General features: G+C 63.9%; 25 protein-coding genes and 1 tRNA gene. 12 read left to right on the forward strand and 14 right to left on the reverse strand.

The genetic code is table 11. The annotated features are described in order from the left end of the window. The first annotated feature begins 5 nt into the window (after positions 1–5). Genes CR105_RS19245 through CR105_RS19255 form a run of 3 tightly spaced genes read left to right on the forward strand, consistent with a single transcriptional unit; the run spans position 6 to position 2,442 of the window. Complete coding sequence (locus CR105_RS19245; protein WP_099791166.1) at positions 6–1,136, forward strand: DegT/DnrJ/EryC1/StrS family aminotransferase; 1,131 nt, start codon at positions 6–8, stop codon at positions 1,134–1,136. A 1-nt stretch (position 1,137) separates the two neighbouring features. Next, positions 1,138–1,782 (forward strand): GNAT family N-acetyltransferase, encoded by a 645-nt coding sequence (locus CR105_RS19250; protein ID WP_099791168.1) that lies wholly within the window; start codon positions 1,138–1,140, stop codon positions 1,780–1,782. After that, positions 1,783–2,442, forward strand: coding sequence for an LbetaH domain-containing protein (locus CR105_RS19255; RefSeq protein ID WP_099791170.1), 660 nt, complete (start codon positions 1,783–1,785; stop codon positions 2,440–2,442). Between the two features lie 8 nt (positions 2,443–2,450). Here CR105_RS19255 and CR105_RS19260 read toward each other — a convergent pair whose 3' ends face one another. From CR105_RS19260 to CR105_RS19275, 4 genes are all read right to left on the reverse strand, one after another. Further along, positions 2,451–4,034, reverse strand: coding sequence for a GGDEF domain-containing protein (locus CR105_RS19260; RefSeq protein WP_099791172.1), 1,584 nt, complete (start codon positions 4,032–4,034; stop codon positions 2,451–2,453). A 119-nt stretch (positions 4,035–4,153) separates the two neighbouring features. Next, entirely contained in the window at positions 4,154–4,801 is a 648-nt protein-coding gene (locus CR105_RS19265; protein ID WP_099791174.1) for a response regulator, read from the reverse strand. Next, the gene (locus tag CR105_RS19270; RefSeq protein ID WP_099791176.1) at positions 4,798–5,940 is read right to left on the reverse strand and encodes a sensor histidine kinase; all 1,143 of its coding nucleotides are present in this window, start codon (positions 5,938–5,940) and stop codon (positions 4,798–4,800) included. Before CR105_RS19270 ends, CR105_RS19265 begins: the two co-directional genes overlap by 4 nt. Before the next feature lie 16 nt (positions 5,941–5,956). Continuing rightward, on the reverse strand, positions 5,957–6,553 hold the full coding sequence (locus tag CR105_RS19275; RefSeq protein ID WP_099791290.1) for a hypothetical protein: 597 nt from the start codon (positions 6,551–6,553) through the stop codon (positions 5,957–5,959). Positions 6,554–6,626: 73 nt separating this feature from the next. Between CR105_RS19275 and greB the strand changes: the two genes are divergently transcribed. From greB to CR105_RS19295, 4 genes are all read left to right on the forward strand, one after another. Further along, positions 6,627–7,193: a transcription elongation factor GreB gene (gene greB, locus CR105_RS19280; RefSeq protein WP_099791178.1), complete on the forward strand. Its 567-nt coding sequence runs from the start codon at positions 6,627–6,629 to the stop codon at positions 7,191–7,193. A gap of 78 nt (positions 7,194–7,271) precedes the next feature. Continuing rightward, on the forward strand, positions 7,272–7,703 hold the full coding sequence (locus CR105_RS19285) for a YciI family protein (RefSeq protein WP_099791180.1): 432 nt from the start codon (positions 7,272–7,274) through the stop codon (positions 7,701–7,703). 195 nt (positions 7,704–7,898) lie between these two features. Beyond that, positions 7,899–7,975: transfer RNA gene (locus tag CR105_RS19290), tRNA-Thr, on the forward strand. Positions 7,976–8,402: 427 nt separating this feature from the next. Beyond that, the gene (locus CR105_RS19295; RefSeq protein ID WP_099791182.1) at positions 8,403–9,551 is read left to right on the forward strand and encodes a tetratricopeptide repeat protein; all 1,149 of its coding nucleotides are present in this window, start codon (positions 8,403–8,405) and stop codon (positions 9,549–9,551) included. 33 nt (positions 9,552–9,584) lie between these two features. On the opposite strand, the gene CR105_RS19300 is transcribed toward CR105_RS19295, so the two are convergent. The 10 genes from CR105_RS19300 to CR105_RS19345 form a co-directional block, all read right to left on the reverse strand. Continuing rightward, the gene (locus CR105_RS19300; RefSeq protein ID WP_099791184.1) at positions 9,585–10,937 is read right to left on the reverse strand and encodes a DUF3526 domain-containing protein; all 1,353 of its coding nucleotides are present in this window, start codon (positions 10,935–10,937) and stop codon (positions 9,585–9,587) included. After that, on the reverse strand, positions 10,937–12,373 hold the full coding sequence (locus CR105_RS19305) for a DUF3526 domain-containing protein (RefSeq protein WP_099791186.1): 1,437 nt from the start codon (positions 12,371–12,373) through the stop codon (positions 10,937–10,939). Before CR105_RS19305 ends, CR105_RS19300 begins: the two co-directional genes overlap by 1 nt. Then, positions 12,370–13,101 carry an ABC transporter ATP-binding protein gene (locus CR105_RS19310; RefSeq protein WP_099791188.1) on the reverse strand — a complete coding sequence of 244 codons (732 nt, stop codon included), beginning with the start codon at positions 13,099–13,101 and terminating at the stop codon, positions 12,370–12,372. Before CR105_RS19310 ends, CR105_RS19305 begins: the two co-directional genes overlap by 4 nt. Then, complete coding sequence (locus CR105_RS19315; protein ID WP_099791190.1) at positions 13,098–15,149, reverse strand: TonB-dependent receptor; 2,052 nt, start codon at positions 15,147–15,149, stop codon at positions 13,098–13,100. The genes CR105_RS19310 and CR105_RS19315 overlap by 4 nt, the downstream gene beginning before the upstream one ends. A gap of 348 nt (positions 15,150–15,497) precedes the next feature. Beyond that, the gene (locus CR105_RS19320) at positions 15,498–15,791 is read right to left on the reverse strand and encodes a hypothetical protein (protein ID WP_099791192.1); all 294 of its coding nucleotides are present in this window, start codon (positions 15,789–15,791) and stop codon (positions 15,498–15,500) included. A gap of 144 nt (positions 15,792–15,935) precedes the next feature. After that, positions 15,936–16,415, reverse strand: coding sequence for a VOC family protein (locus tag CR105_RS19325; protein ID WP_099791194.1), 480 nt, complete (start codon positions 16,413–16,415; stop codon positions 15,936–15,938). Positions 16,416–16,626: 211 nt separating this feature from the next. Beyond that, a complete protein-coding gene (locus CR105_RS19330; protein WP_099791196.1) occupies positions 16,627–18,873 on the reverse strand; it encodes a RelA/SpoT family protein in 2,247 nt (748 codons plus the stop codon). An 80-nt stretch (positions 18,874–18,953) separates the two neighbouring features. Next, positions 18,954–19,157, reverse strand: a complete 204-nt coding sequence (rpoZ, locus tag CR105_RS19335; protein WP_094441537.1) for a DNA-directed RNA polymerase subunit omega — start codon at positions 19,155–19,157, stop codon at positions 18,954–18,956. A gap of 41 nt (positions 19,158–19,198) precedes the next feature. After that, complete coding sequence (gene gmk, locus CR105_RS19340; RefSeq protein ID WP_099791197.1) at positions 19,199–19,846, reverse strand: guanylate kinase; 648 nt, start codon at positions 19,844–19,846, stop codon at positions 19,199–19,201. A gap of 43 nt (positions 19,847–19,889) precedes the next feature. After that, the gene (locus tag CR105_RS19345) at positions 19,890–20,777 is read right to left on the reverse strand and encodes a YicC/YloC family endoribonuclease (protein ID WP_099791199.1); all 888 of its coding nucleotides are present in this window, start codon (positions 20,775–20,777) and stop codon (positions 19,890–19,892) included. Between the two features lie 102 nt (positions 20,778–20,879). Here CR105_RS19345 and CR105_RS19350 point away from each other — a divergent pair, with 102 nt between their 5' ends. From CR105_RS19350 to hemW, 5 genes are all read left to right on the forward strand, one after another. Then, positions 20,880–21,863, forward strand: coding sequence for a serine/threonine protein kinase (locus CR105_RS19350; RefSeq protein ID WP_099791201.1), 984 nt, complete (start codon positions 20,880–20,882; stop codon positions 21,861–21,863). A 14-nt stretch (positions 21,864–21,877) separates the two neighbouring features. Next, the gene (locus CR105_RS19355; RefSeq protein ID WP_099791203.1) at positions 21,878–22,828 is read left to right on the forward strand and encodes a PP2C family protein-serine/threonine phosphatase; all 951 of its coding nucleotides are present in this window, start codon (positions 21,878–21,880) and stop codon (positions 22,826–22,828) included. 19 nt (positions 22,829–22,847) lie between these two features. Further along, a complete protein-coding gene (rph, locus tag CR105_RS19360) occupies positions 22,848–23,576 on the forward strand; it encodes a ribonuclease PH (RefSeq protein ID WP_099791205.1) in 729 nt (242 codons plus the stop codon). A gap of 164 nt (positions 23,577–23,740) precedes the next feature. After that, entirely contained in the window at positions 23,741–24,325 is a 585-nt protein-coding gene (rdgB, locus tag CR105_RS19365) for an RdgB/HAM1 family non-canonical purine NTP pyrophosphatase (RefSeq protein ID WP_099791207.1), read from the forward strand. Further along, a complete protein-coding gene (hemW, locus tag CR105_RS19370) occupies positions 24,322–25,557 on the forward strand; it encodes a radical SAM family heme chaperone HemW (RefSeq protein ID WP_099791209.1) in 1,236 nt (411 codons plus the stop codon). Before rdgB ends, hemW begins: the two co-directional genes overlap by 4 nt. The last annotated feature ends 6 nt before the right edge of the window (positions 25,558–25,563 follow it).

The following is a 25,563-nucleotide window of genomic DNA, read 5'->3' on the forward strand; positions in this document are numbered from 1 at the left end:
ACATCATGATTCCAGTCTTTAAACCGTTGATCGAACAGGAAGAACTCGACGCCAGCCGCGAATCGCTGGAAATGGGGTGGCTCGGGATGGGCAGCTACGTGTCCGAGTTCGAACAGAAGGTCAAGCAGATCATCGGCGCCGAAGACCGTTTCGTCGCCGCCGTCAGCACCGGCACGGCCGGCCTGCACATTGCGTTGCTGGTGGCCGGGGTAGGGCCGGGCGACGAGGTGATCGTTTCCTCGTTCAACTGTTCGGCCGACTTCCAGGCGATCGGCTGGGTCGGCGCCGACATGGTGTTTTGCGACTGCGACGACACCACCCTCGAAATCGACCTGCGCCGCGCCGAGGAACTGGTCACGCCGCGCACCAAGGCGATGATCGTGATGGACTACGACTGCATCATGTGCGACCACGATGCGATCGCCGCCTTCGCCGAAAAGCACCAGATCCGCATCATCCACGACGCCGCCCACTCGTTCGGCTCCAGCTACAAGGGCAAGATGGTCGGCAGCTTTTCCGATATCTGCGTGTTCAGCCACGACCCGGTCAAGACCATCACCTGCCTCGACGGCGGCACCATCGTCGTGCGGACGGAGGAAGAACTGAAGCATGTGCACGAACTGCGGCTGCTCGGCATGCAGCAGCCGGCGTCGGTGATGTACCAGAACAAGCGCGCCTGGACCTTCGATGTCGAGCGGGTCGGCTTCCGCTACCATATGCTGAACCTGCATGCGGCGATCGGCCTGGCGCAGCTAGGCAAGCTGGACGTGATTGCCGAGAGCCGCCGCGCCGCATCGCGCCACTACAACGCGCTGCTGAAGGACCTGCCGCTGGTGCGCGTGCCGCAGACCGATTTCGACGGCGTCAATCCGTTCCTGTACTACATCCGCGTGCCGGAAGAGCTGCGCGATGAATTGCGCGCCGAGCTGAAGGAAAACGGCGTCGATACGGGCATCCACTGGATGCCCGGCCACCAGTTTTCGCTATGGAAAGACTGCCGTGCGGGCGACTTGAGCGTGACCAACAAGGTCGGCAAGGAGATCATTTCGCTGCCGCTGCATTCGAAAATCCCGCTGTCGGTGGTGCAGCAAGTCGCTGACCAGATCCACGCGTTCTTCGTCCGGCGTGGTGCGTAACATGGCGCCGCTGCCGGCCGGGCGCGCATGCCTGGCGCTGCTGAAGGCAAGCGCGGCGCCCGGCAAGGCGTCGCTGGTACTGCCGATCGGCAAACCCGTAATTGCATACCTGCGCCCGATTCCTACCGCGCCCGGCTGCCTTGATGCGCGCGACGTCGCCTTGCTCAGCGACTGGCGCAACCGCTTCGTCAAGTCCTTCCTGACCGAATTCGTCGCCCATCCCGCGCGCACCGCGGCGTGGCTGGCCGGCCCGGTGCACGGCAACGACGGCAAGATCCTGTTCATGGTGGAAAGCCTGGACGGCACGCCGCTCGGCCATATCGGCCTGGCCTTCATCGACTGGACCAGCGGCTACGGCGAAGCCGACGCCATCGTGCGCGGCGGCGATGCGCCGCCCGGGCTGATGAAACTGGCATTGCAGACGACCTTGAAGTGGGCCAGGGACCAGCTGGGCTTGATCTCGCTGGGGGTTCGCGTGCGGTCCGACAATACCGCGCTCGAGTTCTACCGCAAGGTCGGTTTCACGGAAACGAAGCGGGTGCCGCTGGCGCGCGAGGAGCATGGCGGTGACGTCACCTGGTCCGAGTCGGCCGGGCTCGCCGGCGCCGAAGCGAGCCTGGTCTACATGCTGTACCAGGAGAGCTGAGTGGAGATCGTCCGCATCGGCAGGCAAGGCTTGCTCGATTACGTGGCCGCGCAACTGGCGTCGTTCTTTCCGGACGCGCGGCCCGGTTCGCCGCCGGTCGCCGCCCATATCGAAGCGCACCTCGACCGGGCGCTGCAACGCACCGGGGTCTGCATCAATGCCGTGCGGGCCTGGCAGCAGGATCGGTTCGACTATCTGCACTCGACCCAGTATTGCACCTTCCTGTATTTTCTTGCCAACACGATGCGGCGCAATGGCGGCGATATCGACGTGTGCACCAAGCTGTTCTTGCTTAACAAGGCGCTCAACGGGATCGACCTGTTCTACGACATCGCCATGCCCGACGTATTTTTTATCGGTCATTCCGTCGGTATCGTTCTAGCCAAGGCTAGCTACGGCAACTACCTGGTGCTGTATCAAAATTCAACGGTGGGCAAGAACCATGGCGTGGCGCCGGTCATCGGCGAAGGCGTCGTGCTGTATCCGAACAGCGCCATCATCGGCCGCTGCCACGTCGGCGACGGCAGTGTCGTCTCGCAAGGCACCAGCGTCATCAACCAGAATGTGCCGGGGCAGTGCGTGGTGTACGCGGGCCAGGCCGGCGCGCTCGTGTTCAAGCCGCCCGGCAGGGACGTACTCGACGACATCTTTCGGCGCTGACTGTTCGACTAGTCGGCAACGATGACCCGGTTCTTGCCGGCTTTTTTGGCCTGGTACATCGCCTTGTCGGCGCGCGCCACCAGCGCCGCCTGCGCTTCGTTCGGCAAGCGCAACGCCACGCCGGCCGAAAAGGTGATCAGCAGCTTCTCGTTTTCGTGCAGAAAGAAATGCTTGGTCAGCTCGCGCTGCAGGCGCGTCATCGTCTGCGCGGCCGCCTCGACCGTCGTTTCCGGCAGCAGGATCAGGAATTCCTCGCCGCCGAAGCGGGCGATCACATCCATCGAGCGCAGCGTTTCCTTGACGATCTTGACCAGGTGCTTGAGGGCGTTGTCGCCGGCCAGGTGGCCGTAGGTATCGTTGAGGCGCTTGAAGTCGTCGAGGTCGAGGATGGCCAGGCACAGCGGCGTGCCGCGGCGGTCCGAGCGCGCCGTTTCACGGTCGAACACGTCGTCCAGGCCGCGCCGGTTCAGGCTGCCGGTCAGCTGGTCTTCGCGCACCAGCTCGCTCATGTGGCGCAGCTCCGCCTCCAGCGACACGATGCGCTGCTCGGCTTCCTGGACTTCCTGGCGCGCGGCGATCATGCGGTCGCGCGACTTGAGCGCCTCGGTCTGCACCAGGCGCGTCTCGCGCAGCACGTCGCCGAGCACCACGTTGAGATCCTCGATGTTGTCGGACTTGCTGATTTTTTCGGAGAAGCCGCCGATCTTTTCGTGGAAGTCGCCGGTACTGGCCGCCACCGAGCCGAGCCGGTCGATGAACGTCATCATCATGTTCTTGACGGTCGACTTGACGTCCGACAGGCTGTGCTTCAGGCGGCTTTGCTTGTAGATCACATCTTTCAGGCTGCGCGTGGCGTCTTCCAGCGCGCGCTGGTCCATCGGCCCGGAAATGAGTTCCTGCACGGCGTCGATCTGGCCGCGCAGCCAGCTGTCGTCGTCGAGCAGTTCGCTGACGTTTTCCAGCAGCAGCTTGAACAGGCGCAGCAGCAATTCCTGCTGTTCGGCGACGTCGCCGCTCTTGATCTCGATCTGGTAGCACAACTGCTTCAGGCGCACGGCGATTTCGCCCAGCGCTTCGTCGGTGTGGGCGACCTTGGTGGCGGCGCCGAGCGATTCGGCCTCGGTCACCAGCGCCGGCGTGCCGGTCAGCAGCGAGGCGACGGCGAACGTCAAGGTGCGGCTGAGCAAGTCGCGCAGCTGCTTCGACTCGGCCGCTTCCGACAGCGGCGCCAGCTCGATCGCACTGGCCTTGCGAAAATGTTTTTCCACCAGCTGCGACAGGCCGCGCGCGTAGCCGTCCCAGTCGCGCGTCTTGACGGCGCGGTTGAAGCGGCGGCCAAACTCGGCCAGCTCGCCGGGCGTCTCGGTCAGCCTGGTGGCAAAACCTCCGAGCACCGTCTCGGCGCCGCTGTCGGCGGGCGCGGGCGGCGCCACCGGCTCGGCGACGATGCCGGCGATTTCGTCATAGATGGCGCGATAGGCGTCCGGCGTCGGCGCGATGCGGCGCGTGGCGAGGCGGCGAAATGCTTCGCGCGCGATGTCGGCGGGATTCTGGCCGGGAGCGGCCGGCGGTTTTGCGGGAGGGAGCGACATGGCGGCAGCAGGAACGGCTCGGGTTGGTATCTGATGTTGACATGATAAGCGTTTTTGCCGTCAGGCGAATGTTTGAATAGAAGGAAGAAAAGCCCTCTTTCCCGGCAGCATTAACGTGCCTATTCGATCAGCTGATTCTTGATCGCATAATGGGTCAGTTCGGCACTGTTTTTCAGCTTCATTTTCACCAGCAGGCGGGCGCGGTATTCGCTGATGGTCTTGACCGACAGCGACAGTTCCTGGGCAATCGCGCTGACCGTCTTGCCGGAGGCGATCATCGTCAGGGTCTGGTATTCGCGGTCCGACAGCGCCTCGTGCGGCGCCGTGTCGTGGCCGTCGCCGAGCTGGCTAGCCAGCTCCTGCGCCAGCGCCGCGCTGACATACTTCTGGCCGGCGGCGACCTGCCGGATCGCCACCACCAGTTCCTGCGGCGCGCTCTGCTTGGTCAGGTAGCCGGCCGCGCCGGCCTTGAGCGAGCGGATCGCGTACTGGTCCTCGCGGTGCATCGACAGCATCAGCACGGCCATCTCGGGGTGTTCTTTCTTGACCTGCTTGAGCACCTCGATGCCGCTGCGGTCCGGCATCGAGATATCGAGCAGCATCACGTGGCACTTGGCCTTGCGAAACAGCTTGATGGCGTCGAGACCGTTTTCGGCTTCGCCGGCGACGATGATGTCGCGCTGCTCGGCGAGGATCTGCTTCAGACCCTCGCGCACGATGGCGTGGTCGTCGGCGATGAAGACGCGGATGGTGGCTTTTTCGGTCATTGGGGCGATTCGGTTCCTGGCGAGGCCAGCTTGATCTTGATGGTCACAATGGTGCCACCTCCGCGCCCGCGCGACAAGGCCATTGTGCCGCCCAGCGCCAGGGCGCGTTCGCTCATGCCGCGCAGGCCGAACGAGCCGGGCTTGATGCGGTCGGCCGCCTGGATACCGCCGCCGTTGTCGCTGATCTTCAAGCAGATGTGATGGCGCAGGCGCGTCAGCGATACCGTCACCCGCGTCGCGTGGGCATGCTTGGCGATATTGGTCAGCGCTTCCTGGAAAATTCGAAACAGCGCGCTGGCATGGTCGGGCGCCAGGTCGATGTCCTTCTCGTTTGACGTGAAGCTGCACGGCACGCCGATGTGCTTCTCGAATTCCTTGACCTGCCATTCGAGCGCGGCGACGATGCCGAAGTCGAGCATCGACGGGCGCAGGTCGAGCGAAATGCGGTGCACCGCCTCGATCGTGCGGTCGACCAGCGAATCGACGTAGGCGGCCTTGTCGGCCAGCTGCGGCTGGTCGGCCGGCAGGCGCTTCGACAGCATCGCCAGCGCCATCTTGATGGCCGTCAGGTTGCCGCCGAGGTCATCGTGGATTTCGCGCGCGATGCGGGTGCGCTCCTGCTCCTTGACTTCCTCGATGTGGGCGGTCAGCTCGGCCAGGCGGGCGCGCGAGTTGGTCACTTCCAGCTGCTCGGCCTTGCTGGCGGTGATGTTGGTCATGATGCCTTCCCACTGCACGCCGCCACCGTCCGGCAACCGCCGCGGGCTCGAGCGCAGGTTGATCCACTTGACGTCTTTCCAGGCGTCGACCCAGATGCGGCCCTCCCAGTTCCAGCTCGACATGCCGGCCGCCGAGGCGTGCATCGAGTCGCTGTAGCCCTTGCGGTCTTCCGGCAGGATCAGGCCGAGGAACAGTTGCGGCTTTTTCTGCAACGCCGCGGCGGGGAGGCCCAGCAGGGCGGCGCAGCCTTCGCTGAGGTATGGGAAGCTGACGGCGCCGCCGGCGCCGCCGGCGCCGAGCACGAACTGGTAGACCAGCCCGGGCGTATTGCTGACGATGGCATTGAAGCGCGCCTGGTAGCGGGCCAGTTCTTCGATGAGGTCCGATTCGCGGGGCGACGGCGCGGGCGTGGTGGTCATGGGCAGGTGGACAGGTTCAACGGCGGCGCGCGCGCCAGATGGCAATGAAACGGCGCAGCATGCGCGCCGGACGGCTGGCGTGGCGGGCGCCGAAGCCGGCCTTCGGGCGCAGCCGGGCGAGGGCGGCGCGGGCGGCGCCGCGCATCATTTGCGACAGCATGCTGACGCGGCGAAACGCGTCGGTCGCTTTCAGGCGGCCGATCCAGTACGACTTGAACGTCATGAACTTTTCGTGCCAGAGCGCAAACCACGGCAGCGACAGCAGGGTCGGCTTGGTCAGCACATACAGCCGCGCCACCACCGCCGCGCCGCCGACCTTGGCCAGGATGATGACGCTGATGCCGGACATCGGATAGCCGCTGGCGATGGCGAACAGGGCCACCAGTTTAACCGGCAGCAACAAGATTGCCGGCAGCACGAAGGCGGCCAGCGCCGCATACGGCGGCAGCGCGATGATGTGGCGTTCGAGCGCCTTCCATGGCGGCCAGGCAGCGACCAGCCGCACCAGGCGCAGTCCGAGATCCCACAGCCAGTCCTCGAGCAGCAGCAACAGCGCGGCCAGGTACACCAGGGGCGACAGCAGCCGGTTGCGCAATGTGCGGGAACTTTTCATTGCGGCCATCATACGTCAAAAGCTCAGGCGCGCACACGCGGACAGGACGGCTTCATGCCGTTACAATAGGCTGATGAATAAAGCATTTGTCAAAGAGTCCGACAACGATGACGACGACGAAGCCGTCGCCTTGGCGCAGGCGATTCCCGCCGGCGCCAAGAACTACATCACGCCGGCCGGCTACCAGCGCATCAAGGACGAGCTGTTGCAGCTGATCGACGTCGACCGGCCCGAGGTGGTGCGCATCGTGCACTGGGCCGCGTCGAACGGCGACCGCTCGGAAAATGGCGACTACATATATGGCAAGCGGCGGCTGCGCCAGATCGACGGGCGCATCCGCTTCCTGACCAAGCGCATGGACTCGGCCGCAGTGGTCGACCCCAGCGTCCATTACGGCAACGACCAGGTGTTTTTCGGCGCCACCGTCGGCTACCGCAATGCCGCCGGCGAAGAGCACACCGTCACCATCGTCGGCATCGACGAACTCGACCCGCTCAAAGGCAAGATCAGCTGGGTCTCGCCGGTGGCGCGCGCCATGACCAAGGCGCGCGAGGGCGACGTCGTGACCTTGCAAACGCCGCTTGGGCCGGAAGAGCTCGAACTGCTCAGCGTGGAGTATCCGGCGCCTGCCAAAGACTGATTGACACGGATTTTTTGCCGGTGCGCCCAGCGGTTTTGTGATAATTTTATCTATCCAAAAAACCACTGGGAGACGAGCATGCGATTCATGATTCTGTTAATGGCCGACAAGGATACCGAAGCCGGCGTCATGCCGAGCGAGCAGCTGCTGGCCGACATGGGGAACTTCAATGAGCAGCTGATCAAGGCCGGCGTGATGGACGCGGGCGAGGGGCTGCAGCCTAGTTCGAAAGGGGCGCGTGTGCATTTTTCGGGCGGCAATGTCAGCGTCACCGAGGGACCGTTCCCTCAAACGGGCGGAATGCTGGCCGGCTTCTGGATCTGGAAAGTGAAGTCGAAGGAAGAGGCGATCGAATGGGTCAAGAAGGTGCCGATGCCGATGCTCAGCGGTGAAGCGGTGATCGAAATCCGCCAGATCTTCGAGATGGAAGATTTTGGCGCGGAATTCACGCCCGAACTGCGCGCCCAGGAAGAGCGCCAGCGCGCCGAGCTCGCCAAGCAAAAGGGCTAGGAACGCGTCATCTGCGCGTAGCGGGATCCTCTTGCTCATCGTCGGAGCCTGTAAGCTGCGTTCGCCGCCTGCCTTATGCTACCAGGCCGCAGGCGATATGGCTCGGCAAGAAGCCAAGCCCTTCCGCGTCGACGATATGAATTTTTTCAATCGTGCGCAAGCGCAACTAGCTGATCAGTTAATATAACAACACGTGCCGGCTTAGCTCAGTTGGAAGAGTGGATGAAGTGTAATCATCAGGTCGCCTGGTTCGAATCCGGCAGTTGGCACCACGAATATTTGTCGTTCAAAAACCTGGCCCTCCGTTGATGCGGATGCCAGGTTTTTTTTATGTCATTGAAAGCGCAAAACCAGGTCTGACCCCGGTTTTGGACCTACAACGCGTTTCCTGAAAACTAGGGTCAGACCCGGTTTTTATTTGGCTTCACCGTATTCTTCCAAAACCGGGGTCAGACCCAGTTTTTCGACACTCACTCTCACGCCGCACTATTTCGTTTCCCATAAACCAGGGTCAGACCCCGTTTTTATTTGGTCCAGCGCGTTAAATGCGGGCCAAAGTGCAAAACTGGGTCTGACCCCGGTTTTGGAACTTATGCCGTCCGGGGCCGTGACGATGTCTTTGACAGGCATCGGCTTCAGCGAGATACTGCATTCAGGAAGTTTCCTGCGCGAGCGGCGCATGATCTGAATGGAGGCGGTATGAAATACCTCGCGACCCTGTTCCTCTCGCTGCTGCTGGCAGGCTGCGCCAGCACGCCGCCGGATCGATCCGGCCTGTTCAATGACGCCGCCTTCAAGGCGCCGACCGAACGCGTCGGCGTCGACGACCTGTTCACCCTCAGTGCCGAGATGCGTGCCTACCTCAACAGTTCCTCGTTCCGCGACGAGCTGCGCGCCAAAGGGCCAGAGCGCGGCCTGTTCGACGCGCTGTACCGCAAGGGCGAGCTGCAGCTCGATTACAACGCAACGACGACGCGCAACGCCGCTACGACCTACGCGGCCGGCAGCGGCAACTGCATGTCGCTGGTCATCATGACCGCGGCGTTCGCCAGGGAGCTGGGCATTGGCGTGCGCTTCCAGAACGTGGTGATCGATCAATCCTGGACTCGCGAAGGCGCTCTCTACGTTGCCAGCAACCACGTCAATCTGCGGCTCGACAGTGGCGAATCGGCCGACGCTGCCAGCCAGCTGACGATCGATTTCCTGCCGCCGAAGGACATGAGCGGTTACCGCGTCTACGCGATGGACGAAAAGGCGCTCAAGGCGCGCTACATGAACAACCGCGCCGTCGAATCGCTGTACCAGGGACGCGTCGACGACGCCTACTGGTGGGCGCGCGGCGCCGTGACGCTCGATTCGGAATCGGTGATCGTGCATAACACGCTGGGCGTGATCTACAGCCGCCACGGCGACCTGCCAATGTCCGAGCGCGCGTTTCGCGCCGCGCTGGAGAATGCGCCGAACAACCTGGTGGCGATGCGCAACCTGGCGCCGGTGCTGGCCAAGCTGGGCAAGGGCGCCGAAGCGCAGGCGCTCGAGAAGCGGCTGGCGGCGATCGAGCCGGAACCGGCATACCACTTCTTCACGCTGGGACGGGCGGCGATGGATCGCGCCGATTACGGCGCCGCCAGGGAACTGTTCGCGCGCGAGGTCAAGCGCGCGCCATATTCGGACGAGTTCCATTTCTGGCTCGGGCTGTCCCACCTGTACCTGGGCGAAACGGACAAGGCGCGCGAACAGCTGGCGCTGGCCGCGAAAACCAGTGCAACGCCCGACGGCCGCGAACGGTACTCCGCCAAGCTGGAGCGTTTGCGAATGCTGGGTGACCAGCCCGCGCCCGCACTCTGATGCGCCGGTAAGCGCGCGCCGGCGCTGTCGCCGCTATGCCAGCTTCTTCAAGTGGCGCATGCCAATCAGCAATGCGGCGAAGGCCAGTGCGGCGAGCGCCGCCAGTGGGCCCGCCGGCAAGCGGCCTTGCGGTGCGGTCGAAGCGTAGGCGGGCATGCGGGCGAAATCGGCTTTCCCGAACGGCAGCTCATGGAAGAAGTAGGGATAAAAGAAGCGCCGCAGTTCGGCGTGAAAACCTGCGATGCGCTCCTGGTACGCAAGTTGCGCGCGCAGGTCGGTGAAGGCCATGCGATGCAACAATACCTGGACGTTGACCGACGCCAGCAACAGGCCGGCGCGCGTGGTCCACTGTTCGCGCGCCTGCAAGCTGGCGCGGTACTGCGCATCCTGCGCCGCTACGGCATGGTCACCGGCCTGGTGCATCGCGTAGTACCACTTCCAGTGGAAGCGTCCGGTGACGGGCGCGGTGTCCTTCCACTCGGGATGGGCGCGGAAGAATTTCTCGAATGTGAGCGCTTTCGGCAGGTCCCAGCCGCCATGCACTTCCTGGCGCTGGGCCAGGGCGAGCTCCACGCCTTTCGACACCGGAATGGTGCGCGCGATCACCGCGTCCAGGGCCGTCGGCACGATCATCGTCAGGCCGACCAGGCAGGCCAGCAGGATCGCCGCGCTGGTGGCCGACGTGCTCGCTCGGGCGGCGACCCACGCTGCCACGCCAAGCCAGAACGCCAGGTACAGCGACACGACCAGCGCGAGTTGTCCCAGCGCAGCGGCCCCGGCGCCGGCAATTGCGACGCCCGCAGCGAGCGGTACCAGCAGGGCGAGCCACAGCAGGGCGTAACGCAGGCCGATCCGGCGCCGCCAGAATCTGCCGGCATTTGCCGGCAACGACGTCAGCAGGCGCAAACGGCCGGCCTCGCGCTCCCCCGTCACCAGGTCGTGCATCAGCGCGATGACGAACAGCGGGGCCAGGTACACCAGCAGGAACGTAAAGTCGAAGCGGCCGGCCATGGCCAGTTCCGGATTGATGGCCTCCGATTCGTACAGCTGGGAGTGCAGGCCCAGCAAACGCACGCGCAGCGCAAACGGCAGCAGGTCGCGCTGACCGATGGCCGCGAACGCCAGGCTCGATGGCGGATTGGTCGTCAGGTGCGGCGTGTCATAGGCGACCTGACCGGCGTCGGCGGCGCTTGCGAGCTTGTGGGCCAACGCACGCACCTCGGCCTGGTGGCTTGCCGCCACGCGCACCAGCGCATCGCGCTGCGCGGCGGCAGCCTGCAGGCCACTCCACACAGACAGTGCGGACAGCAGCAGCAGCAGGGCGACAGCCCCAAGTGCAAGGCGGGAATGCAGCACGAGGCGCATCTCGAACATCAGGGTCTTCATCACTTGCCAGTCCTTTCAAGTCGTCGGGCAATCACGCGGCCGGCAACGGCCAATGCCAGCAGCCAGCCGCCAAGAAGCGCGAAGGCCGGCCAGGCATGGCGCGCCGCCACTGCAGCGAAGGACGGCGGTGCGTAGCCGAAGCGCGCAGTCTCGTCCCAGTGGTGCCTGGCGACGCGCTGATCACGATCGTTCTCGTGGCGGATCGCCGTGGCGTGCAAGGTGTTGAGCGCCTGGACGAAGCCATAACGGTATCTCTCGCCTTCGAAGAGAAAGCGGGTGTGGCTGTCGAGGTTGGTGCCGGCAAGCGCCGTCGACATGCGGCGCAGCGCGATCACCGGGCTGGCCAGCGCGGCGCGATACACAATGCCGCTCTGCGCCACCTGGCGCTGGTAGTCGGCGCGCATGAATTCATTGAACAGCTCGCTGGTCAGGCGCTCGCCTTCCTGCATCACCAGGCCGCCGTAGTTGACCGGCAGCTGCTCGATCCGGCTGACGCCGTACTTCGCCAGCACCTGCTGCTTGAAACGGCTGAAGTAGGGGTCATCCGGGTTGTGGCTGTCGCCCAGCGCCTTCATGCGCTGGTGGATCGCCGCCTCGGTCTCGATACGCGTGGGGCGCTCGATGCCGAGCATGGCAAGGTCGGGCATGATGCGCGGCAGCAGGATAGTCGTCACGATCCAGGCCGCCACCAGCACAAGCAGGGCGTCGCGCGCACGCGGCAGCAGCGCCGACACGAGCACCGCGCCGAGCGCCCACAACAGCAGATACAGTGCGTAACCGGCCAACATCGCCAGCGCTTCGGCCGCCACCGCGTGGTGGAGTGCGGCGATGGCGCCGAGCGCGATCAGGGCCGGCGAGGCGAGCACCATGGCAATGCCTGCGTGCGCGGCCAGCTTGCCCGACAGCAGAGTGCCGCCGCCGACGCCCTGGCTCAGCTGCAGGCGCAACTGTCCGCGCTCGCGCTCGCCTGCGATGCTGCCGAAGGCCAGAAAGACGATCAGCAGCGGCGTCAGCACCTGCAGCACGAACGCCGGCGTCAGCTGGCCGAAGCGCAGCAGCACCGAGGACTGTCCGGCTTCGCTGAAGTTGGCGCTGTTCTGGCGGTGTCCTTCCAAAAACAGCGTGTGGCCGGTGAACGGGTCGACGCCGAAATCGAAAAAGGCCAGCGGACTGAGCGGCCGGAACACGTAGTGGCCGTAGTGCACCACGCGGTGCGGATGGCGGTCTGGCTGGTTGCGCCACTGTTCATCGGCACTTGCCTGCAGGCGGCCACGCTCGGCATTGACCGCGCCGACACGTTCATGGCTGACCAGGATCGCTGCCAGCGTGAGCGCCAGCATCAGCGCCGCCGCGGCGAGCGCGACATGGTTGCGCAGCATGGCGCGCCATTCGTTGGCAACGACCGCCGCGATGGCCCCGCGCAAACGTGTGCTCATGCAGCCTCCCTTGCGCCGGCATAGCGCTGGTAGAGGTCGCGCACGTCGAACCGGTCGGCCCCGCTTGCCGCGCTCTCGTGGCCGATATGGCCGCGGTCGAGAAAGCCGATGCGGTCGGCCACCTCGGCCGCGCCGAGCAAGTCGTGCGTCACCATGAAGATCGCGGCGCCGTTGGCACGCATGGTTTGCAGCAGCGCATTGAATTCGCTGGTGGCCTGCGGGTCGAGACCGCTGGTCGGCTCGTCGAGCAACAGCACCGGCACTGCGCGCGCCACGGCCAGCGCGATCGCCACTTTCTGGCGCATGCCTTTCGAGTAGCCTCCCAGCCGGCGTTTCCAGGCCGATTCGTCGAGCCGCACGGCGCGCAGCGCATCGGCAATCTGGTCGTCCGTCGACGCCGTGTTCGCCAGGCGCAGGAAGTATTCGATGTTCTCGCGCGCGTCGAGGTGCTCGTACAGCGCGACGTTCTCCGGCACATACGCCAGCTGAGCGCGGGCGCCGAGGACGTCGGCGGCGACGTCGATGCCGCACACGCGCACCGACCCCGCATCGGGCCTGGCAAAGCCAAGTAAGGTGTTCAGCGTGGTCGATTTGCCGGCGCCGTTCCCGCCAAGCAAAGCGTAGATTTCGCCGCGCCTGACCTGCACGTTCAGGTCGCGCAGGACGGGATTGCCGTGATAGGCGACGTCGACGCCGCTTGCCTCAAGGGCAAAGATGGAGTTGCTCATAGCTTGACGTTCAGCGAGAGGTAGGCCGCACGGCCGGGCGCGGCGGAGAACATCGGCTGGGGATTGTTGGCAGGCCAGAAGAAATTGTCGTACCAGACATATTCATGCTTGCGATCGGCAAGGTTTTTGACCTGGAAGTCGATGCTGGTCCGCTTGGAAATGTTGTAGCGGACATTCGCGTCGAACACGACGAAGCCGCCGTACTTGCCCTGTTCGTTCGGGCTGTCGATGAAGTAGTCGCCTTGCGCGCGTCCCTGCAGGCCGAAGCGCAGGCTGTCGGACGCCCGGTATTCCATGCCGGCGTTCGAAATGAAGCGCGGCGTGGAGAACACTTCCTTGCCGGCCAGCGAGATGCCGTTTGCCGCAAAGGCGCTCACGACTTGCGCTTTTTGCAGCGAGTGCGACAGCCACAGGTTGAGCTTGGCCGTGGCCTGTCCGGACACCTGGAAGTCGACGCCCTCCCTGCGGGTCTGGCCCAGGCCGACCGTGGTGCCGGTGGCGGGCATGTTGGCAACTTCTCCGGTGGCATCCTGACGCCACACCGCGAAGCGCACATTGGCGCCAGGCGCCGGCTTGAACTTGACGCCGATTTCCTTGCCGGTATTGACGGAAGGCTCGAAGGTCGCCTGGCCCGGGCGCAGGTAGGCGGGCACGTCCGAGCCGGTTAGCACCTGGAAGGTGCGCCCCCAGTTGGCATACACGCTGATGTTCTCGGACGGGTTGTAGACCATGCTCAGCTTAGGCTGCTTGATCCAGCCGTAGTCCTGCAAAGGCGCCACGGCCGCGGTCAGGTTGGTGCGGTTGTCACCGGAGAACTTGTCGACCCGGAAGGCCGGCACGATTTTCAAGGTAGCGTGCGGCTTGATAATGGCCTGCACGTAGGCGCCGATGTTGTCGAGGCTGTAGCTGTCGTTGTTCTGCGTCTGTGCTGGCGTATCGAAATTGGTCGGACTGGCGAAAGTGAAGCGGTAGCGGCGGTAGCGATTGTCCTGTTGTTCGATGTTGATGCCGCCATCGACAACGAGCTCGTTTCTGACGCTCCATGTCAGGTTGCTCATGAAGCCGAGCTGGTCTTCATCCCACATGCGACGCTGTCTTGGCGCGGTGCCGGCGGGATTGCTGGTAAAGGTCACGCGGCGGTCGTCGGCATAGCTGTTGAAGTAGAGCTTGTTGCTGAGGAAGGCATCCGGGCTGATCTGCCAGTCCAGGTGCAAGCTGGCGTGCCCCATCTCGCGGTCGGTCGCGTCGTTGGCGTTCTTCGCCGGCGACTGGCGGCGGTTGTCGGCCAATTGCGCGGCCGTCAAAAAGCCCGGCTCGCCCGCCTGGTGCTGGTAGGCGCGCACGACCAGGCCCGCCTTGACCGCCTTGTTCGCCGACGTCAGGAACCACTTGGCGCCGACCGAGTACTTGTCCGACCCGCTGCCCCGGTATTCGTCGGAGACCTGCTTGGCCACAAAATAGTTCTGGGCCAATCCGTCCGCTTCGCGGCCAACGGCAAGCTGCGCCTCACGGGTATCGTAGCTGCCGTAGGTGAAGCGGGCATCGGTGTAGTTGCCGCCCTGGCGCGTTCCAAAATTGATATTGCCGCCAATGTTGTGCAGGCCATAGCGGGGATCATTGGTGCCGCGAACCACTTCGATGTAGTCGATCTCCAGCGGGAAAATCATGTCGATGAAGCGCTGGTTGCCGCTGTTGACGTTGCTCGGGATACCGTCGATCAGCACCTTGATGCCGTTGATATAGCCTTCGCCGTTGAAGGCGCGGAACGTCGCCTTGCCGGACTCGGCGCCCATGCGCGTTTCCGTCAGCTGGACGCCGGGCAGCTGGCCGATCAGCTCCCAGCTGTTCATGACATTCTTGTCCTCGACTTTGTCGGCGCCCAGCACATCGACCGAGGTCAGGACCCGATGGGCCAGCAGTGGACCGCCATTGCGTTGCGCCGTGATGCGGACCTCGCCCATCACAATCGTCGGATCGTTGGCGTGGGCAAACTGAGTGGCCAGCGGCAGGGCGAGCGCGAGCATTGTGTTCAGGGATTTTTGTTTCATTTTGTACTTTCTTGAATGCGGTAATTGCGTCGGCGCGGGCGTGTTCGCGCCGGGCGTACGGACCTAGCTCGGGCGGTCATCCGCCGAAACGAGGTTTGATTGGAGGGGCGCCGTCGCGCAAGCAAACGTCCGACGAGCCGGGGCGAACCAGGCAAGCGATGTCGGCAGCATGGACAGCCGCGCAGGCGTCACGGCCCTCCAACGTGGATGGCCGGAATGCCTGCAAGGAGCGAGATCCAATCAGACGCAAATTTCCGACAGACAGGCACAGGCGTGCCGCAGCGGATGCAGGGTCAGGGCGCGACAACGCGCTGGCAAAGCCAGGCGGACGTTAACGGCAGCGTTGGCTTACAGGAGGGGAGGGGCGCGGGAGTGGAAGGCGAGCGTGAGCGCGGCCTGCGTGGCGCACTCGCGTGTTTCGACACACACCTGCCGGATGGGCTCGGGTGGCCGCAGGCGATAGTTCTCGCCAGGAATGGGTGAGGCGTACTGAGCGGCAGCGCATAATTCACATGCGTGCGCCCGCAGGTCGGAGTCGCTGCTGACACGTTCATCGCCCGCGGCTGAGGCGAGCGCTGCCGGGATCCAGTGGGTAAACGCATGCGGCACTGCAACCTGCTGCGTGAGCAGCAGGAAGAACATCAGCAGTAGCGTTATGGGTCGGCGCACGTGTCAGGTTAGAAATAAATAGGGCTGTAGTATAGACCAGACATCATCGCTGTCCATGATTAATTCTAGTCTGAATGCCAAGGAACGAACGCAGCGGCTTGTTGCACGAGTCTGCGCTTAACCGCGCCGCGCCGCTTCAATCGCCGCGATGTCGATTTTCCCCATCGTCATCATCGCCTCGAACACCCGCTTGGCCGCCGCCCGATCCGGTCCGCCGATCGCCTCGGTGAGCACGCGTGGCGCGATTTGCCACGACACACCAAACTTGTCCGTGCACCAGCTGCACTGGCTTTCTTGGCCGCCATTGCTGACAATCGCATCCCACAAGCGGTCGGTTTCGGCCTGATCCTCGGTCGCAACCTGGAACGAGAAACTCATGTTGTGCTGTACCCCGGATCCGCCGTTCAGGCCGATGCACGGGATCCCCATCACGGAAAACTCGACGAGCAAGACATCGCCTTCCTTGCCTGAAGGGTAGTCGCCGGGCGCGCGGTGAATGGTACCTACCGTGGTGTCCGGAAACGTGTCGGCGTAGAACTGCGCTGCTTCTAATGCGGTGCCGTCATACCAAATACAAACTGTATTTTTGCTGACCATGTTAGCTCTCCGTTGGATAACTGAATAGGTAGCTTAAACGATAACTCGAGTTAGATGCGATTGACGTTGCGTGCATTTGCAGGCTCAGCATGGATCCCCGCGTGCGCGAGGATGACGGCTCCCGGGTCTGACCCGTCATTGGGGTCAGACCCTATCACCGGGCTGTTGCAAAGGTTGGGAGGTGGAGTTGTTGCCGGCTTGTTGAGTAGCGTCAGGCCCGCTCGCGCTCGACGCGGGTCACGCCGACCACCCGGCGCAGGTTGCGGATCAGCGCCGCCAGGTGGACCCGGTCCTTGATCTGGATGGTGAAGCGCAGCTGCGTCATCACGTGTTCTTCGTCCTCGTCCATGCCGACGTAGGTGATGTTGGCGTCCGACTCGCCGATCTCGGCCGCCACGCGCGCGAGGATGCCTTTTTCGTTGTTGATCAGCAGGCGAATGCGGCAGTCGAAGCGGCGGTTCAGTTCCGTGCCCCACTGCACCGCGATCCAGCGGTCCGGCTCTTTCATGCGCAGCCGCTTGGCCGGCATGCAGTCGCTGGTGTGCACCACCAGGCCCTGGTCGCGCCGCAGCTGGCCGATGATCTGGTCGCCTGGAATCGGCAGGCAACACGGCGCCAGCTGCACCGACACGCCTTCGCTGCCGTAGATCGTCACCGGATCGAGCTCGGCCGGCACGAGGTGGTGCGGCGACGGCAGGTTGCCGAGGTCGTCGTCGATCAGGCCGAAAATGTGGCGCGCCACCAGCGCGGCCATGCGCTTGCCGATGCCGATCTCGGCGTACAGGTCATCCATCGACTTGGCCGACGATTCGTTGAGCAGCTTTTCGATCGTCGGCTGCGGCAGGTCGGGGTTGATGTTGAGCGCGGTGAGTGCCTGCGCCAGCAGTTCCTGGCCCAGCTCGACCGACTCGTTGAGGTTGATCGTGCGCAGGTGGTGGCGGATCGCCGAACGCGCTTTGCCGGTGCGCACGAACGCCAGCCAGGTCGGACTCGGGCGCGAATTCGGGTCGGTGACGATCTCGACGATGTCGCCATTGCGCAGCTCGGTGCGCAGCGGCGCCGCTTCGTTGTTGATCTTGACCGCCACGGTATGGTCGCCAATGCCGGTGTGGATCGTGTAGGCGAAGTCGAGCGCGGTGGCGCCGCGCGGAAGGGCGATGATCTTCGACTTCGGCGTGAACACATAGACCGAATCGGGGAACAGGTCAACCTTGACGTGCTCGAGAAATTCGGCCGAGTCGCCCGTCTGCTGCTGGATGTCGAGCAGCGACTGCAGCCAGCTGTGGGTGCGCTGCTGCAGCTCGGTCAGGTTCGATTCGCCGCTCTTGTAGAGCCAGTGGGCGGCCACGCCGGATTCGGCGGTGCGGTGCATTTCCTGGGTGCGGATCTGGAACTCGACCGGCGTGCCGTATGGGCCGATCAAGGTGGTGTGCAGCGACTGGTAGCCATTGAGCTTGCGGATCGCGATGTAGTCCTTGAACTTGCCCGGCATCGGCTTGTACAGCCCGTGCAAGGTGCCGAGCGCCACATAACAGTCGGCAAAACTGTCGACCACCACGCGAAAGCCGTAGACGTCGAGCACTTGCGAAAACGACAGGTGCTTCAGGCGCATTTTCTTGTAGATGCCGTACAGCGTCTTCTCGCGCCCGTACACTTCGGCCTGCATGCCGGCATTGGCCAGCGTGGCCTTCACCGATTCGAGGATCTTCTTGACCACTTCGCGGCGGTTGCCGCGCGCCGCCTTGACCGCCTTCGACAAGGTGCGGTAGCGCATCGGGTACAGGTGCGAAAACGACAGGTCCTGCAGTTCTCGGTAAATGTTGTTGAGGCCCAGGCGGTGCGCGATCGGCACATACACTTCCATCGTCTCGGCGGCGATGCGGCGCTTCTTGACCGCCGTCATGTGCTCGAGCGTGCGCATGTTGTGCAGCCGGTCGGCCAGCTTGATCAGGATGACGCGCACGTCCGACGCCATCGCCAGCAGCATCTTGCGGAAGTTTTCCGCCTGCGCCTCGATCAGCGTCTGGAATTCGATTTTTTCCAGCTTCGACAGGCCGTCGACGAGGGTGGCGACCGGCGCGCCGAAGCGTTCGATCAGCTCTTCCTTCTTGACGTTCTGGTCTTCCATCACGTCGTGCAGCAGCGCGGCCATGATGGCCTGGGCGTCAAGCTTCCAGTCGGCGCAGATTTCGGCGACCGCGATCGGATGGGAAATGTAGGGTTCGCCCGACTTGCGGACCTGGCCGAGATGCATCTCGTCTGAAAAACGATATGCTTCCTTGACCTTTTTAAGCTCGGAAGGGGTGAGGTATTCGGACAGCTTGGCCGACAGCTGGGTGACCGAAGCGACGCCCGGCGCGGTGGCCGGGACGGCGTTGTCTAGCGACTTCGACGCCGCGCGTGCGGCGCGGGTCTTTGGCGTGCCTGAGTGTGTCGAATCCGGTGTGGTCAGGTTCATACGCAAAGTCAATCAGCCGCAGTGTGATGAAAGGATACCAGAATGGCGGGTTGACACGTAATCAGGCTAGCCGAACACGATTACATCGGCACCTTTTTCAGCATCTCGATGCCGACCTTGCCGGCGGCGATTTCGCGCAGCGCGACGACGGTCGGCTTGTCCTTGGCGTCGACCTTCGGGGTGTGGCCTTGCAACAACTGACGCGCGCGATAGGTCGCGGCCAGGGTCAGCTGGAAACGGTTAGGGATTTGCTTCAAGCAATCTTCAATGGTAATGCGGGCCATTATTACTCCTGATCTGGTGATGTGTGTGCCGAACGGATGGGTTACGACGACTGCAGCGCATGGATACCCAGTTGGGCAAAAAGCGAGGCGTTACGCGCGGCTTGCTGGGGAAAGCGGGCACGTGTCGCTCTGACAATCGCTCTCATCTCGGACAAGGCGACGTTGAACTCTTCATTAATAATAGCATACTCGAACTCCGGAGCGTGAGCGATCTCGCCGCCGGCGGCCAGCAAACGCTTGGTAATGACGTGCGGTTCGTCCTGGCCGCGCTTGTAAAGACGCTCTTCCAGCGCGGCAATCGACGGCGGCAAAATGAAGATGCCGGCCGCGGTGGGGAACTGCTTGCGCACCTGGCGCGCGCCCTGCCAGTCGATTTCGAGCAGGATGTCGGTGCCGCTCTTCATTTCCTGTTCGACGATCAAGCGCGAGGTGCCGTAGTAATTGCCGTGCACTTCGGCCCACTCGAGAAATTCGCCGGCATCGGCGCGGGCGATGAAGTCGTCGGCGCTGGTGAAGAAATACTCCTTGCCGTGCGTCTCGCCCGGGCGCGGTGCGCGCGTGGTGGTCGAGATCGACAGCTTGATGCCGGGTTCTTCGGCCAGCAAGGCGTTCACCAGGGTCGACTTGCCGGCGCCCGACGGCGCCGCGACGATGAACAGGCTGCCGGCAAGGGCGGGTTGGATACTCATATAAATTCCTTGGTTTTCAGCTCCGCCTGCGAAGCTTGATTACTTATTCCAGGTTCTGCACTTGCTCGCGCATCTGCTCGATCAGCAGCTTCAGTTCCATCGACGCGTCGGCCAGCTCCTTGACGGATGCCTTGGCGCCCAGCGTGTTCGCTTCGCGGTTCAGTTCCTGCATCATGAAGTCGAGCCGCTTGCCGACCTGGCCGCCTTTTTTGAGGATGTGGCGCGTTTCCATCAGGTGCGCGGTCAGGCGCGACAGCTCTTCCGAGACGTCGATGCGGATGCCGTACAGCGTGACTTCCTGGCGGATCCGCTCGAACGCTTCCTGGCGCGTCAAGGTCGACGGCGCGCCGTGGCCGGCCAGACCGAGCGCATCCTGCATGCGCTCGATGGCCTTTTGCTGGAACTGCGCGATCACCTGCGGAATCAGCGGCGTGATGCGCTTGACGATGACGTCCATCGCGTCGATCCGGGTCAGCAGCATCGCTTCGAGCGCGGCGCCTTCGCGCTGGCGGCTGTCGACAAAGGCTACGACGGTGCGCGCTGTCAAGGCGGCCACATCGGCCTGCAGCGACTCCTGGCCCACTTGCGCTTCTTCGATCACGCCAGGCCAGCGCAGCAGCTCGGCCACCGACATCAGCTGGGCGGCGGTGAAGTGGCGCGCCACTTCGGCCTGCATGCGCGCCAGGTCGGCGAGCATCGACGCGTTGAGCACCTGCGAGCCGCCGGCCACCTTGCGGCCGAAACTCAGACGCGCCTCAACTTTACCGCGGGTAATGGCGGCCATAATCGCAGCGCGCAAGTCCGGTTCCAGCGCGCGCAGTTCGTCATTGATACGGAACTGCAGATCCAGGAAACGTGAATTGACGCTTTTGATCTCGATCGTAAGGGTGCCGGCGGCGCCTTCGCTGGTGGCGACCGCGTAACCTGTCATGCTTGAAATGCTCAATGGAGTCCCCGGTTTTGTTTTTTATCTTTTCTTTACAAAGCTGTGATTTATCCACACAATCGCCGTGTTAAGCAAGGAACTCCCCTCATGGCCGCACAGAACAACGCTCCATTGCCCGATGGGCTGGAAATTGCTGGATATCGCATTGTAAAGAAAATTGCGTCCGGTGGGTTCAGTATTGTATACCTCGCGTATGACGCTGACGGCAACGCCGTCGCCATCAAGGAATACCTGCCCAGCGCGCTCGCATTGCGCCAGCCGGGCGAGCTCATTCCCGTCATCGCCAAGCAGAATCTGCCGGTCTATCGGATCGGCCTGAAGTGCTTTTTCGAAGAAGGCAGGGCGCTGGCGATGATCGCCCATCCGAACGTGGTGCGGGTACTGAATTTCTTCCGCGCCAACGAAACCGTCTACATGGTGATGGCATATGAATCAGGCTATTCGCTGCAGGAGCACATCGCGCGCCTGAACGCCAAGGGCAGCAGACTGGGCGAGGCGTTCATCCGCCAGATCTTCAGCGGCGTTTGCGGCGGCCTGCGCGAGGTCCATGCCAACAAGCTGTTACACCTGGACCTCAAGCCCGCCAACATCTACCTGCGCACCGACGGCACCCCGATCCTGCTCGACTTTGGCGCCGCGCGCCAGACCATCAACGCCGACGTGCCGAAGCTGACGCCGATGTACACGCCGGGCTTCGCGCCGCCCGAGCTGTATTCGAAAGCGGCGACCCTGGGGCCGTGGTCGGATATCTACAGCATCGGCGCGTCGATGTTTGCCTGCATGGCCGGCGCGCCGGCGCAGGCGGCCGACCAGCGCAAGGCGGAAGACAAGATGGGACCGCACTACGACAAGCTGGCGGCGAGCTATTCGCCCGAGCTGGTGGCGATGGTGCGTTCGTGCCTGGACATGGATCCGCTGGCGCGCCCGCAAAGCGTGTTCGCGCTGCAGAAGGTGCTGCAGACGGCTATGCCGGCGCCGCCGCCTGCAGCCGCGGCCGACAAGCTCGGTGGCCAGTGGCGCGCGCTGGTCGAGCGCGTCGGCGCCTTCGGCCGCAAGAAAACCAACACCTGATTTCGGAGCCATCGATGCAATTTTCAGTCTACCAGGAGAGCCACATCGGTGGCCGCAAGGTCAACCAGGACCGCATGGGCTACAGCTTCACGCGCGACGCGCTGCTGCTGGTGCTGGCCGACGGCATGGGTGGCCACCTGCGCGGCGAGATGGCCGCCACCATCATGATGCAGACGATGTCGACCCTGTTCCAGAAGCACGCCACGCCGTACGTCAAGAAGCCCGAGCGCTTCCTCGAGGAGGCGTTCATGGAGGCGCACCACGAGATCCATCGTTACCGTGCCGAGAACAACATGCCGGAGACGCCGCGCACCACCGTGGTTGCCTGCCTGATCCAGCACAACACGGCGATCTGGGCGCACTGCGGCGACTCGCGCCTGTACTGGCTGCGGCGCGGCCAGGTGCTGGCGCGCACGGTCGACCATTCGCACATCGAGCACCTGATCGCGCGCGGCCTGGCCGATCCGTCCGAGCGCTCGACGCACCCGGACCGCAACAAGCTGTATAACTGCGTCGGCGCGTCGTCGCTGCCGAAGATCGAAGTGGGGCGCCAGGCCAGCCTGCAGTCCGGCGACGTGCTGCTGCTGTGCTCCGACGGCCTGTGGGCGATGCTGCCGGACGAAGAGATCACGCACCGCCTGTCGACCCAGACCATCGTGCGCGCCGTGCCCGAGCTGATCGAAAAGGCCGTCGCCATCGCCGGCGCCACCAGCGACAACACGACGGCGCTGGCGATCATGTGGCAGGGCTCTCCCGATATCGAGATGGCGTCGACGCTGACGGCCGACATGGCCACCGTCATCTCGACCAAGATGCTGCCCGATAACCTGGTCAGCACCACCATCCAGAGCACCGCCGAGCCGGACGCGCCGCTCGAGATCGACGCCTTCAACGACGACGAGATCGAGAAGGCGATCGCCGAGATCCGCGACGCCATCGGCAAATCGACGCACGTCGTCAAATAACCATCACACAAGGAATGCCATGAATTTTGAAAGCCGCCCGAGCGGGCGCGCAGTAGACCAGCTGCGCGACATCATCCTCACGCGCCAGTACACCAAGCATGCCGAAGGATCGGTGCTGATCGAGTGCGGCGACACCAAGGTCATTTGCACGGCCAGCATCGAAGACAAGGTGCCGGGTTTCTTGAAGGGCAAGGGGATGGGCTGGCTGACGGCCGAATACGGCATGCTGCCGCGTTCGACCCACACCCGCATGGATCGCGAGGCCGCGCGCGGCAAGCAGTCCGGCCGCACCCAGGAAATCCAGCGCCTGATTGGCCGCTCGTTGCGCGCCGCGTTCGACCTCGAGGCGTTCGGCGAGCGCACCTTGCACCTGGACTGCGACGTCATCCAGGCCGACGGCGGCACGCGCACCGCGTCGATCACCGGCGCGATGGTGGCCGCGTACGACGCTTTTTCGAAACTGCAGGCGCGCGGCGCGATCGACGCGATGCCGGTAAAGAGCTTTGTGGCCGCGATCTCGGTCGGTGTCTACCAGGGCATGCCGGTGCTCGACCTCGATTACGTCGAGGACTCCGGCTGCGACACCGACATGAACGTGGTGATGACCGAGGCGGGACACTTCATCGAAGTGCAGGGCACGGCCGAAGGCGCCGCGTTCGACCGTGCCGGCATGAACCGGCTGCTCGACCTGGCGCAGGGCGGCATCACCGACCTGGTGCGTTTGCAGAAGCAGGCGCTGGGGATTTAATCTAACTCAGCATGGGTTCCCGTCCGCGCGGGTTTTTCAGCCAACATACGTAAAACCGTCGCTCCCGCGCAGGCGGAGCCTATGCTGAGCAAGCATCATGACGAAGTATGCTCGATGCGATGACGGGGTAAAATGCTCGCTTCCTCCCAAGTGTTAGCACCGCCATGACCCAACGCCTCGTCCTCGCCTCCAACAATGCCGGCAAGCTGAAAGAATTCGGCCAGATCCTGGAGCCGCTCGGCTTCGAGCTGCACGCGCAGGGTGAGCTCAACGTGCCCGAATGCGCCGAGCCGTTTGCCACCTTCGTCGAGAACGCGCTCGAAAAGGCGCGTCATGCGTCGCGCCTGACCGGCCTGCCGGCGCTGGCCGACGACTCCGGCGTGTGCGTCAACGCCCTCGGCGGCGCTCCGGGCGTGTGGTCGGCGCGCTACGCGGGCGAACCGAAATCGGACGCGCTTAATAACCAGAAGGTCATCGCCGACCTCGAAGCGCACGCCGACAAGTCGGCCTATTACTATTGCGTGCTGGTGTATGTGCGCCACGCCGACGACCCGCAGCCGGTGATTGCCGACGGCGTCTGGGCCGGCGAAATCAGCGCCACCGCGCGCGGCGCCAACGGCTTCGGCTACGATCCGCACTTCTGGCTGCCGGCGCTGGGCAAGTCGGCCGCCGAACTGACCCCGGCGGAAAAGAACACGCTGTCGCACCGCGGCCAGGCGCTGCGCGCGCTGGTCGGAAAGCTCACATGATTCCCATTAAAGTCGTCGGCGCGCCGGCCGCGGCGCCGCGCTCGCCCGCCGCCAGCGCGCTGCAGTACCTCAAGCCTGGGGCGCTGAACCTGACGGCGCTGCCGCCGCTGTCGCTGTACATACACTTTCCGTGGTGCGTGCGCAAGTGCCCGTATTGCGACTTCAACTCGCACGAGGCGCGCGGCGCTTTTCCGGAACAGGAATACCTCGACGCGGTGCGGCTCGACCTGGAACAGTCGCTGCCGCTGATCTGGGGCCGCAAGATCCACACCGTGTTCATCGGCGGCGGCACGCCGAGCCTGATGTCGGCGCAGGGGCTCGACCGCCTGCTGTCGGACGTGCGCACCCTGCTGCCGCTCGAGATCGACGCCGAGATCACGATGGAAGCCAATCCCGGCACGTTCGAGGCGGAGAAATTCAAGTCGTTCCGCGCCAGCGGCGTGAACCGGCTGTCGATCGGCATCCAGAGCTTCAACGCCGATCACCTTAAAGCGCTCGGCCGTATCCACGATGATAACGAGGCGCGGCGCGCGGTGGAAATCGCGCACGCCAATTTCGACAATTTCAACCTTGACCTGATGTACGCGCTGCCGACGCAGACGCTGGAACAGGCCAGGCAAGACCTCGGCACGGCGCTGTCGTTCGCGCCGCCGCACCTGTCGCTGTATCACTTGACGATGGAGCCGAACACGGTGTTTGCCAAGTACCCGCCGGCGCTGCCGGACGACGACGCCAGCGCCGACATGCAGGACATGATCGCCGAGACGATGACGGCGGCCGGGTTCGAGCACTACGAGGTGTCGGCGTATGCGCGCCCGGGGCGGCGTGGGCGGCACAACGTCAATTACTGGGAGTTCGGCGATTATCTCGGCATCGGCGCCGGCGCCCATTCGAAGATATCGTTCCCGCACCGGGTGCTGCGCCAGGCCCGCTTCAAGCAGCCCGAGTCGTTCATCAACGCCGCGCGCGCCGGCAATCCGGTACAGGAAGAGCACGAAATCGCGCGTGCCGACATGGGATTCGAGTTCATGCTCAACACCTTGCGGCTGACGGGCGGGTTCTCGCCGAACCTGTTTGGCGAGCGCACCGGCATGGGGATCAACGCGATCGATGCGATGCTCGATGCGGCCGAGGCGAAAGACCTGCTGTACCGCGACCACATGATCATTCGGCCGACCGAGCTGGGACAGCGCTTCCTCAACGACCTCCAGCAGATGTTCCTGGCCGGCTGAAGCTGG

The organism is Massilia eurypsychrophila (assembly GCF_002760655.1).
GTDB lineage: Bacteria > Pseudomonadota > Gammaproteobacteria > Burkholderiales > Burkholderiaceae_D > JAFCUW01.

Excerpts from the sequence above, each read along its gene's own strand:
- CR105_RS19245 (WP_099791166.1), top strand. The coding sequence starts at position 6 with ATGATTCCAGTCTTTAAACCGTTGATCGAACAGGAAGAACTCGACGCC.
- CR105_RS19250 (WP_099791168.1), top strand. The coding sequence starts at position 1,138 with ATGGCGCCGCTGCCGGCCGGGCGCGCATGCCTGGCGCTGCTGAAGGCA.
- CR105_RS19260 (WP_099791172.1), bottom strand. The coding sequence starts at position 4,034 with ATGTCGCTCCCTCCCGCAAAACCGCCGGCCGCTCCCGGCCAGAATCCC.
- CR105_RS19265 (WP_099791174.1), bottom strand. The coding sequence starts at position 4,801 with ATGACCGAAAAAGCCACCATCCGCGTCTTCATCGCCGACGACCACGCC.
- CR105_RS19270 (WP_099791176.1), bottom strand. The coding sequence starts at position 5,940 with ATGACCACCACGCCCGCGCCGTCGCCCCGCGAATCGGACCTCATCGAA.
- CR105_RS19275 (WP_099791290.1), bottom strand. The coding sequence starts at position 6,553 with ATGAAAAGTTCCCGCACATTGCGCAACCGGCTGCTGTCGCCCCTGGTG.
- greB (WP_099791178.1), top strand. The coding sequence starts at position 6,627 with ATGAATAAAGCATTTGTCAAAGAGTCCGACAACGATGACGACGACGAA.
- CR105_RS19285 (WP_099791180.1), top strand. The coding sequence starts at position 7,272 with ATGCGATTCATGATTCTGTTAATGGCCGACAAGGATACCGAAGCCGGC.
- CR105_RS19295 (WP_099791182.1), top strand. The coding sequence starts at position 8,403 with ATGAAATACCTCGCGACCCTGTTCCTCTCGCTGCTGCTGGCAGGCTGC.
- CR105_RS19300 (WP_099791184.1), bottom strand. The coding sequence starts at position 10,937 with ATGAAGACCCTGATGTTCGAGATGCGCCTCGTGCTGCATTCCCGCCTT.
- CR105_RS19305 (WP_099791186.1), bottom strand. The coding sequence starts at position 12,373 with ATGAGCACACGTTTGCGCGGGGCCATCGCGGCGGTCGTTGCCAACGAA.
- CR105_RS19310 (WP_099791188.1), bottom strand. The coding sequence starts at position 13,101 with ATGAGCAACTCCATCTTTGCCCTTGAGGCAAGCGGCGTCGACGTCGCC.
- CR105_RS19315 (WP_099791190.1), bottom strand. The coding sequence starts at position 15,149 with ATGAAACAAAAATCCCTGAACACAATGCTCGCGCTCGCCCTGCCGCTG.
- CR105_RS19320 (WP_099791192.1), bottom strand. The coding sequence starts at position 15,791 with ATGTTCTTCCTGCTGCTCACGCAGCAGGTTGCAGTGCCGCATGCGTTT.
- CR105_RS19325 (WP_099791194.1), bottom strand. The coding sequence starts at position 16,415 with ATGGTCAGCAAAAATACAGTTTGTATTTGGTATGACGGCACCGCATTA.
- CR105_RS19330 (WP_099791196.1), bottom strand. The coding sequence starts at position 18,873 with ATGAACCTGACCACACCGGATTCGACACACTCAGGCACGCCAAAGACC.
- rpoZ (WP_094441537.1), bottom strand. The coding sequence starts at position 19,157 with ATGGCCCGCATTACCATTGAAGATTGCTTGAAGCAAATCCCTAACCGT.
- gmk (WP_099791197.1), bottom strand. The coding sequence starts at position 19,846 with ATGAGTATCCAACCCGCCCTTGCCGGCAGCCTGTTCATCGTCGCGGCG.
- CR105_RS19345 (WP_099791199.1), bottom strand. The coding sequence starts at position 20,777 with ATGACAGGTTACGCGGTCGCCACCAGCGAAGGCGCCGCCGGCACCCTT.
- CR105_RS19350 (WP_099791201.1), top strand. The coding sequence starts at position 20,880 with ATGGCCGCACAGAACAACGCTCCATTGCCCGATGGGCTGGAAATTGCT.
- CR105_RS19355 (WP_099791203.1), top strand. The coding sequence starts at position 21,878 with ATGCAATTTTCAGTCTACCAGGAGAGCCACATCGGTGGCCGCAAGGTC.
- rph (WP_099791205.1), top strand. The coding sequence starts at position 22,848 with ATGAATTTTGAAAGCCGCCCGAGCGGGCGCGCAGTAGACCAGCTGCGC.
- rdgB (WP_099791207.1), top strand. The coding sequence starts at position 23,741 with ATGACCCAACGCCTCGTCCTCGCCTCCAACAATGCCGGCAAGCTGAAA.
- hemW (WP_099791209.1), top strand. The coding sequence starts at position 24,322 with ATGATTCCCATTAAAGTCGTCGGCGCGCCGGCCGCGGCGCCGCGCTCG.